This window comes from Streptomyces longispororuber, from assembly GCF_024448165.1.
GTDB lineage: Bacteria > Actinomycetota > Actinomycetes > Streptomycetales > Streptomycetaceae > Streptomyces > Streptomyces longispororuber_A.
Window position 1 is genome coordinate 1 of record NZ_JAMOLN010000317.1, and the last position, 8,342, is coordinate 8,342.

The following is an 8,342-nucleotide window of genomic DNA, read 5'->3' on the forward strand; positions in this document are numbered from 1 at the left end:
GCAACGATTCGTCGGGGCCGGACCCCGGAGAGGCCGGCCCGCCCGCGGTGCCGCGCAACGACGGGTCAGAGCCGAACCCACCCTCCGGCTCCCCCGGCCACGGAAACCTCACCGCGACGCCGCCCCCGACACCGGCACACCCGCCACCGGAACCGACACCACACCCACCTCGTCCGCCGTCACCACGGGATGCCACCCGTCCCGCCCGAGCACGGCCACCAGCGCCCGCACCATCACCGGATCGAACTGCGACCCCGCACACCGCTCCAACTCCGCGAGGGCGACCGCGACCGGCCGCGCCCGCGAGTACGTCCGCGTAGAGGTCATCGCGTCGAACGCGTCCGCCACCGCCACCACCCGCGCGAACTCCGGAATCTGCGTCCCCACGAGCCCGTACGGGTACCCGCTCCCGTCCAGCCGCTCGTGGTGGTGCAGGATCGCCGCCCGCGCCTCACCGAGGAACCCGATCCCGCGCACCATCTCGTGCCCGTACTCGGGATGCAGCTGAATGACCTCGCGCTCCTCGGGCGTGAGCGGCCCGTCCTTGCGCAACAACCGCGTGGGCACGCCGAGTTTGCCCACGTCGTGCAGGATCCCGGCGAACCGGAGCACCTCCACGCGCTCCTCCGCCATCCCCAGCTCGCGCGCGATCATCATGGACGCCTGCCCGACCCGCTCGCTGTGCCCGCGCGTGTACCCGTCCTTGATGTCGACGGCCTGCACCAGGGCCCTGATGGTCGCCTGGTGGGCGGCGCGCTCCCGCTGGTACTGGGCGAACACCCAGCAGGAGATGTACATCGGCAGCAGCACGAGGAGCGAGGCCACCGGCCCGTACGGGCTGGCCCACAGCACCGCCATCACGAGCCCCGCGAGCCCGTGCACGACGACCGGTGCCAGCGACCGCAGGAAGAGGCCGCGCCAGGCGGTGCGCAGCGGCACCCGCTCGGCCGTCGCGAGGATGCCGCCGTCGAGCACGGTGAGGACGGCGCAGAAGACGAGGGCGGCGGCGCAGCCGGGCACGAGCGCGTAGGGGAAGCGCGGCGCGGAGACCGCCTCGGGCCCGCCGAGCACGTCGAAGACCCGCGCCGACGCCCAGATGCCGAGGGCGAGTTGGGCCGCACGCCAGACCCGGCGCAGCCACTTCGGCCGCTGCTCGACGCGGGCCAGCAGCGCACCGGGCACGGCGACCAGCGCGGCCGCGGCGGGCGGCAGCAGAAACGCTCCTGCGAGCAGGACCGGGAAGAAGGTGCCCATGCCTCTGGGGGCGCGCCGGCCGATGATCCGGCAGCGTCCGACCTGCTCGCACCCCGCGTACACGCACGCGAGCAGCCCGACGGCGGACCAGGAGGTGCCGAGGGAGAACGCGGGCGCCGTGCACACGACGCCCACAGTGACGGTCAGGAACACATACGCACCGGCCATCGGCGGAACCGACCGCATGCCCAACCCCCTCCCCGTGACGTTCAGTTCACGGAGTCCAGAGAGTAGGCCGCCCGTCACGCCGCCCGTGCGGCATCGCGGGGATTACCGGGGCCAGGGGCCCCGGATTAGCACGATCGGGTGAACCACATCCGGAACTGGGACAACTCCCTTTCCCCACAAGGAAGTTCCGGACGCTCCGGGCCGGCGGACAGCCGACCGGCCGGGCCGGGGCCGGCTCAGGCGAGCGGCTTGCCCAGGCCCTCTTCGGGCGTGGCCTGGCCCGAACGGATCAGATCGATCCGCCCCATGACCTTGGCCCGCAGGTCGCTGGGCACGTCGTCATGGCCGCAGCACCGCTTCACCAGCTTCTTCACGGCCTGCTCCAGGCCGTACTTCTCCAGGCACGGGCTGCACTCCTCGAAGTGCACCTCGAACTTGGTGCAGTCCGGGTCCGGCATCTCGTGGTCGAGGTACTCGTAGAGATGGTCCAGGACCTCACTGCAGTCCGTCTCGTGCGGCTCTCCGCAGCTCATGAGCCCGAGCCTTTCGCTTCGTTCGACTCTCCGGCGCCGGCCGGGACGAGCCCGCGGTCACGGGCGTAGTCCTCCAGCATGCCGCGCAACTGGCGGCGTCCCCGGTGGAGCCGGGACATCACAGTCCCGATGGGTGTCCCCATGATGTCCGCGATCTCCTTGTACGCAAAGCCCTCTACGTCCGCGAGATAGACCGCGATGCGGAATTCCTCGGGGATGGCCTGCAGCGCCGACTTCACGTCCGAGTCCGGCAGATGGTCGAGCGCCTGCGACTCGGCGGAGCGCAGACCGGTCGACATGTGCGACTCGGCGCGGGCCAGCTGCCAGTCCTCGATCTCCTCGGCGGCACTGCGCTGGGGCTCGCGCTGCTTCTTGCGGTACGAGTTGATGAAGGTGTTCGTGAGGATCCGGTACAGCCACGCCTTGAGGTTGGTGCCCTCGCGGAACTGGTGGAAGGACGCGTACGCCTTGGCGTACGTCTCCTGCACCAGGTCCTCCGCATCCGCCGGATTGCGCGTCATGCGCAGCGCCGCCGAGTACATCTGGTCGAGGAACTCCAGCGCGTCCCGCTCGAAGCGCGCACTGCGCTCGGCAGACGTCTCCGCGGGCTCGGGCTGCTCGTCCGCCTGGCCGTGTTCGGTCCCTGCGTCGGTCCCTGTGACCGGACCCACCTCCTCCAACGACGTCGCGGAACCCGGAAAGGTCCCACTCGAATCGGAGGATAGACGACGATCCGGTCCGCCCGCCGCCCGAATAGGAGCGGTCTTGGCCGCGCTCAGCACCGTCCACTCCAGGTCAGGAGTGGTGGCGCGGCTCGGGCAGATGGTCGAACCCATGCGGCGGACTTCCTCTCGTACGAACTCTGTGCACCGACATTCCGCACAACAGTCGTCCCGCACTCAACATTCCCGGCCGCTACGCGAGTGACCGGGTCCACGCGGCGACGGCGTCGGTGATCACCGCGAGGGCCTCGTCCTGGGTGAGGCCGGCGCGCTTGGGCACCGCGAATCCGTGATCCCCGTACGGGACTTCGACGATCTCGTACGTGTCCTTCGCCGGGAACTCGGCGGGCCTGCCGAACGGGTCGTTGCCGCCCTGGACGACGAGGGTGGGCACGCCCGCGCCGAGGAGTTCGTCGGCGCGGGACTTCTCCGGCTTGCCCGGCGGGTGCAGCGGGAAGCTCAGCGCGAGGACGGCGGCGGCGCCCAGTTCGGTGGCCGTGCGGCAGGCGACGCGGGCACCCGCGCTGCGGCCTCCGGCGATCACGGGTGGGCCGGCCTGGGCGAGGGCGGGCCACACGCCCCGCCAGCCGGTGTCCAGGGTCTTCGGGGCGGGGGCCAGCTTTTTTCCCGCCACCCGCCACGGCTGCTCCACCAGGGCGACGGTCACTCCGTGGGCCGGCAGGGTGGCGGCGAGGGCCTGGAGGTCGCGGGCCTCGATGCCGCCGCCCGCGCCGTGGCTCGCGGCGAGGGTCAGTCGCGGGTGCGGAGCCGGATACCAGGTGATGCGGGCTTCGCCGGTCTCGGTTTCCACGGTTTCAGTGGTACGGGTCACCGGGCCATGGTGCCCCGCCGCAACGACCGCGACGGGGGTGGGGTGGCGCGTGTCTCGTGGGCGGGTGCGGGCCGGTGGGGCAGCCCGGCAGACGCAGTCGTTATTCCAGGGGCGCGGGGAACTGCGCGACCAGCCCCCACCGGCCCGCGGCCGCCGATCGGGGCCAAGCCCCGCGGCGGCATGGCGTGACCCGGTCAGAACAGGGTGCCCTCCTCCGGGGCCTCCAGTTCCTTCAGGAGTTCGGGACCGTTGTTGCGGACGTTGCTCACGGCCGTCGACACCGGATACGCCCGCATGAGGCCCCCCGGCGGCGGAGCCAGCAGCGTGCGCAGGTCCTCGACGTCCGTCCGCGCCGGATCGAGCCACGCGTCCCACCGGTCGGGCGTGAGCATCAACGGCATCCGGGGATGGATGTCGGCGAGGGACCGCGGCCCGTCCGCGGGCGCCACGCCCAGCGGCCCGGTCTCGGCCTCCGTGGTGATCACGGAGCACGTCACCCACCACGCCAGCGGATGCTCGTCGGGCAGCGTCCGGTCGCGCCAGAACTCGTACAGGCCCGCCATCGCGAACACGGACCCGTCCGCGGGCGTCACGAAGTACGGCTGCTTGCGCGGCCGCTTCTTCTTCCCCTCGACCTCCAGGTCCCGCTCGGCGGCCGCGGTCACCCACTCGTAATAGCCGTCCGCGGGGATGATGCAGCGCCGCGTGGTGAAGGCCCGCCGGTACGACGGCTTCTCGTGCACCGTCTCGGCCCGCGCGTTGATCATGCGGGCGCCGCCCTCCGGCGTCTTCGCCCAGGACGGCACGAGCCCCCACTTCAGCTTGCGCAGCTGGCGAACCGGACGCGGGTCCTCTGCGTCTTTCACGGGGCGGTCCATGACCGCGTAGACCTCTTTGGTGGGGGCCACGTTGAAGTCAGGCTCGTAGGCCTCCTCCGGCTCCCACTTCTCGATCTCGAAGATTCCTGCGAGATCCTCGGGCCTACGACTCGATGCATACCGTCCGCACATACGTGCCACAGTGCCAGAAGCAAGCCCTCCACCGAACGGGAGCCCGGAAAGACCATGGACGCCAGCCTCTGGGACCGGATCTTCGGCACCCAGTCCGACCCCGACCAGTGGGTGGTCATCGCCACCGGAGTGCTCGCGCTCGCGGCGATCGTCCCGCGCAACGTCTGGCGGCTCTCCCGCAACGCCATCACCATCGCCCACGAGGGCGGCCACGGGCTGATCGCGCTGCTGATGGGCCGCCGCCTCGACGGCATCCGGCTGCACTCGGACACCAGTGGTCTGACGGTCAGCCGCGGCAAGCCGACCGGCCTCGGCATGATCCTGACCGCGGCCGCCGGCTACACGGCCCCGCCGCTGCTCGGCCTCGGCGGCGCCGCCCTGCTCGCCGAAGGACACATCACCCTGCTGCTGTGGCTGGCCACGGCGCTGCTGGTGGCGATGCTGGTGATGATCAGGAACGCGTACGGGGTGCTGACCGTCGTCGTGGCGGGCGGCGCCTTCCTGCTGGTGTCCTGGCTCGCCGGACCGCAGGTGCAGGCCGCGTTCGCGTACGCCGTGGTGTGGTTCCTGCTCCTGGGCGGCGTACGGCCCGCCTTCGAGCTGCAGGGCAAGCGGCGGCGCGGGGGCGCCGGGGACTCGGACGCCGATCAGCTCTCGCGCCTCACGCACGTCCCGGCGGGAATGTGGCTCTTTTTCTTCCACGCCGTCTCACTGTGCTCACTGCTGGGCGGCGGTCGCTGGCTGCTGGGGCTGTGAACAGGTCGCTCCGCGGCAGCCCACTAAAGTAAAGGCATGACCACGAACCCCGCGCACACCGCCCTCTGGCCCGCCCCCCTCGCGAGCGGCGCCGTCGACGCGACCGTCCAGGTGCCGGGGTCCAAGTCCGTCACCAACCGGGCCCTGGTCCTCGCCGCCCTCGCCGCGGAGCCCGGCTGGCTGCGCCGCCCGCTCCGCTCCCGCGACACCCACCTGATGGCGACCGCGCTGCGCGCCATGGGCGTCGGCATCGAGGAGGGCGTGGGCCCGGACGGTTCGGGCGAGGCGTGGCGGGTCATCCCGTCGGGTCTGCAGGGTCCCGCGACGGTCGACGTCGGCAACGCCGGCACCGTGATGCGGTTCCTGCCGCCGGTCGCCGCCCTCGCCGACGGGCCGATCCGGTTCGACGGCGACCCCCGTTCGTACGAGCGCCCGCTGCACGCCGTGATCGACGCGCTGCGCGCGCTCGGCGCCCGGATCGACGACGAGGGGCGCGGCGCGCTGCCGCTGACGGTGCACGGCGGAGGCGCGCTGGACGGCGGCACGGTGGAGATCGACGCCTCGTCGTCGTCCCAGTTCGTGTCGGCGCTGCTGCTCTCGGGACCGCGGTTCAACCAGGGCGTCGAGATCCGGCACACCGGCTCGTCGGTGCCCTCCATGCCGCACATCCGGATGACGGTCGACATGCTGCGCGCGGTCGGCGCCCAGGTCGACACCCCGGAGTCGGGCGGCGAGCCGAACGTCTGGCGGGTCACCCCGGGCGCCCTGCTCGGCCGGGACATCACCATCGAGCCCGACCTCTCGAACGCCCAGCCGTTCCTGGCCGCGGCCCTGGTCACCGGCGGCAAGGTCACCATCCCGGACTGGCCCGCGCAGACCACGCAGCCGGGTGACGCGCTGCGCGACCTCTTCACGCGGATGGGCGGCAGCTGCGAGCTGACCGAGAACGGTCTGGAGTTCACCGGTTCCGGCAGCATCCACGGCATCGACGCGGACCTGTCGGAGGTCGGCGAGCTGACCCCGGGCATCGCCGCCGTCGCGGCGCTCGCCGACTCGGAGTCCACCCTGCGCGGCGTCGCCCACCTGCGGCTGCACGAGACGGACCGGCTGGCCGCGCTGACCAAGGAGATCAACGAGCTGGGCGGTGACGTGACGGAGACCGCCGACGGTCTGCACATCCGCCCGCGCCGGCTGCACGGCGGGATCTTCCACACGTACGACGACCACCGCATGGCGACGGCCGGCGCGATCATCGGCCTGGCGGTGGAGGGCGTGCAGATCGAGAACGTGGCGACGACGGCGAAGACGCTGCCGGACTTCCCGGACATGTGGACCGCGATGCTCGGGACCGACCGGTCCTAGGGAGCATCGCGATGCGCCGCTACGGCAAGCACACCGACGAGGACGACATCCGCCAGCGTCCCAACCGCAAGGGCAACCGGCCCCGGACGAACATCCGGCCCAAGCACGAGGACGCCGCGGAGGGCATGGTCCTCACCGTGGACCGGGGGCGGCTCACCGTTCTCATCGACGACGTCCCCGTGACCGCCATGAAGGCCCGCGAGCTGGGCCGGAAGGCGGCGGTCGTGGGCGACCGGGTGTCCGTCGTCGGCGATCTGTCGGGCAAGAAGGACACGCTCGCGCGCATCGTCCGCATCGAGGGCCGCAGCTCCGTGCTGCGCCGCACGGCGGACGACGACGACCCGTACGAGCGCGTCGTCGTCGCCAACGCCGACCAGCTGGCCATCGTCACCGCGCTGGCCGACCCCGAACCGCGCCCGCGCATGATCGACCGCTGTCTGGTGGCGGCGTACGACGGCGGCCTGACGCCGCTCCTCGTCCTGACCAAGTCGGACCTGGCCCCGCCGGACAAGCTGCTCGACCTGTACGGCGACCTGGACATCCCGTACGTCGTGACCAGCCGCGAGGAGCTGGAGAACGGTACGGCGGTGGCCCGGGTGCGCGAGCAGCTCGACGGCAAGGTGACGGCGTTCGTCGGTCACTCGGGCGTCGGCAAGACGACGCTGGTGAACGCGCTGGTGCCGGGCGACCGGCGCCGCTCGACGGGCCATGTCAACGCGGTCACGGGCCGCGGCCGGCACACGACGACGTCGGCGCTCGCGCTGCCGCTGCCGGACGACGCGGGCTGGGTGGTCGACACCCCCGGCGTCCGGTCGTTCGGGCTGCACCACGTGGACCCGTCCCGCGTCATCCACGCCTTCCCGGACCTGGAACCCGGCACGGAGAACTGCCCGCGCGCGTGCAGCCACGACGAGCCGGACTGCGCGCTGGACGCCTGGGTCGCGGAGGGCCACGCCGATCCGGCCCGGCTCTACTCGCTGCGCCGCCTGCTGGCCACGCGCGAGCGCCACGAGGGCGACTGACCTCAGCCTTGTTTGCTGCCGCCCACGGCTGGTAAGGGCATAATCGCACCAAGCCGGACGCAAGATCGAATCCTTACGAGATCAGTGGAACGCGGGAGGCACAGGGACATGGCGTGGCTGCTGGTCGTCATCGCAGGGATCCTGGAGACCGGTTTCGCCGTCTGTCTGAAGCTCTCGCACGGCTTCACGCGGCTGTGGCCGACGATCGCGTTCGCCGCGTTCGCACTCGGCAGCTTCGGCCTCCTCACGCTGTCCCTGAAGAAGCTGGACGTGGGCCCGGCGTACGCGGTCTGGACGGGCATCGGGGCGGCCGGCACGGCGATCTACGGAATGATCTTCCTCGGCGACGTCGTCTCCACCCTCAAGATCGTCTCGATCAGCCTGGTGATCGCAGGAGTAATCGGCCTCCAACTCTCCGGCTCGGCCCACTGACACACGGGAAAGGGCGCGCGGAGGTCCTCAGGGAACGGCGCGCGAAGGTCCTCAGGGAACGGCGCGCAGAGGTCCTCAGGGGACGGCGCGCAGAGGTCCTCAGGGGAAGGCGCGGCGAAGCCGCAGCCTTCAGGGGCGCGGGGCTGTGTCATGAGCGGCTCCGCCGCGGGGCGCGAGAAGCCCCACCGGCCGAAAGCCCGCGACGAAGCCCACACCCACCGAACCGAACGCGGAATCACCCACCGACCGGC

At 71.8% G+C, this 8,342-nt stretch carries 9 protein-coding genes; 4 read left to right on the forward strand and 5 right to left on the reverse strand.

Annotation, left to right across the window (positions count from 1 at the left end):
- Positions 1 to 108: 108 nt before the first annotated feature.
- From M4J07_RS45020 to M4J07_RS45040, 5 genes are all read right to left on the reverse strand, one after another.
- Positions 109 to 1,440 carry an HD-GYP domain-containing protein gene (locus M4J07_RS45020; protein WP_255982633.1) on the reverse strand — a complete coding sequence of 444 codons (1,332 nt, stop codon included), beginning with the start codon at positions 1,438 to 1,440 and terminating at the stop codon, positions 109 to 111.
- Positions 1,441 to 1,658: 218 nt separating this feature from the next.
- Positions 1,659 to 1,955: a mycothiol system anti-sigma-R factor gene (rsrA, locus tag M4J07_RS45025; RefSeq protein ID WP_255982634.1), complete on the reverse strand. Its 297-nt coding sequence runs from the start codon at positions 1,953 to 1,955 to the stop codon at positions 1,659 to 1,661.
- Complete coding sequence (gene sigR, locus M4J07_RS45030) at positions 1,952 to 2,626, reverse strand: RNA polymerase sigma factor SigR (RefSeq protein WP_255982636.1); 675 nt, start codon at positions 2,624 to 2,626, stop codon at positions 1,952 to 1,954. Before sigR ends, rsrA begins: the two co-directional genes overlap by 4 nt.
- Positions 2,627 to 2,870: 244 nt before the next feature.
- On the reverse strand, positions 2,871 to 3,509 hold the full coding sequence (locus M4J07_RS45035; protein WP_255982638.1) for an alpha/beta hydrolase family protein: 639 nt from the start codon (positions 3,507 to 3,509) through the stop codon (positions 2,871 to 2,873).
- 194 nt (positions 3,510 to 3,703) lie between these two features.
- The gene (locus M4J07_RS45040; protein WP_255982640.1) at positions 3,704 to 4,519 is read right to left on the reverse strand and encodes an SOS response-associated peptidase; all 816 of its coding nucleotides are present in this window, start codon (positions 4,517 to 4,519) and stop codon (positions 3,704 to 3,706) included.
- A 54-nt stretch (positions 4,520 to 4,573) separates the two neighbouring features.
- Between M4J07_RS45040 and M4J07_RS45045 the strand changes: the two genes are divergently transcribed.
- From M4J07_RS45045 to M4J07_RS45060, 4 genes are all read left to right on the forward strand, one after another.
- Positions 4,574 to 5,275 (forward strand): M50 family metallopeptidase, encoded by a 702-nt coding sequence (locus M4J07_RS45045; RefSeq protein WP_255982642.1) that lies wholly within the window; start codon positions 4,574 to 4,576, stop codon positions 5,273 to 5,275.
- 36 nt (positions 5,276 to 5,311) lie between these two features.
- Positions 5,312 to 6,637 (forward strand): 3-phosphoshikimate 1-carboxyvinyltransferase, encoded by a 1,326-nt coding sequence (aroA, locus tag M4J07_RS45050; protein ID WP_255982644.1) that lies wholly within the window; start codon positions 5,312 to 5,314, stop codon positions 6,635 to 6,637.
- An 11-nt stretch (positions 6,638 to 6,648) separates the two neighbouring features.
- Positions 6,649 to 7,659: a ribosome small subunit-dependent GTPase A gene (rsgA, locus tag M4J07_RS45055; protein WP_255982646.1), complete on the forward strand. Its 1,011-nt coding sequence runs from the start codon at positions 6,649 to 6,651 to the stop codon at positions 7,657 to 7,659.
- A 108-nt stretch (positions 7,660 to 7,767) separates the two neighbouring features.
- Positions 7,768 to 8,091 carry a DMT family transporter gene (locus M4J07_RS45060; RefSeq protein ID WP_255982648.1) on the forward strand — a complete coding sequence of 108 codons (324 nt, stop codon included), beginning with the start codon at positions 7,768 to 7,770 and terminating at the stop codon, positions 8,089 to 8,091.
- Positions 8,092 to 8,342 lie beyond the last annotated feature (251 nt).

What these genes read in the sequence shown, in the direction of transcription:
- M4J07_RS45060 (WP_255982648.1), top strand. Translation starts at nt 7,768, where the DNA reads ATGGCGTGGCTGCTGGTCGTCATCGCAGGGATCCTGGAGACCGGTTTC.
- aroA (WP_255982644.1), top strand. Translation starts at nt 5,312, where the DNA reads ATGACCACGAACCCCGCGCACACCGCCCTCTGGCCCGCCCCCCTCGCG.
- M4J07_RS45040 (WP_255982640.1), bottom strand. Translation starts at nt 4,519, where the DNA reads ATGTGCGGACGGTATGCATCGAGTCGTAGGCCCGAGGATCTCGCAGGA.
- rsgA (WP_255982646.1), top strand. Translation starts at nt 6,649, where the DNA reads ATGCGCCGCTACGGCAAGCACACCGACGAGGACGACATCCGCCAGCGT.
- M4J07_RS45045 (WP_255982642.1), top strand. Translation starts at nt 4,574, where the DNA reads ATGGACGCCAGCCTCTGGGACCGGATCTTCGGCACCCAGTCCGACCCC.
- M4J07_RS45020 (WP_255982633.1), bottom strand. Translation starts at nt 1,440, where the DNA reads ATGCGGTCGGTTCCGCCGATGGCCGGTGCGTATGTGTTCCTGACCGTC.
- rsrA (WP_255982634.1), bottom strand. Translation starts at nt 1,955, where the DNA reads ATGAGCTGCGGAGAGCCGCACGAGACGGACTGCAGTGAGGTCCTGGAC.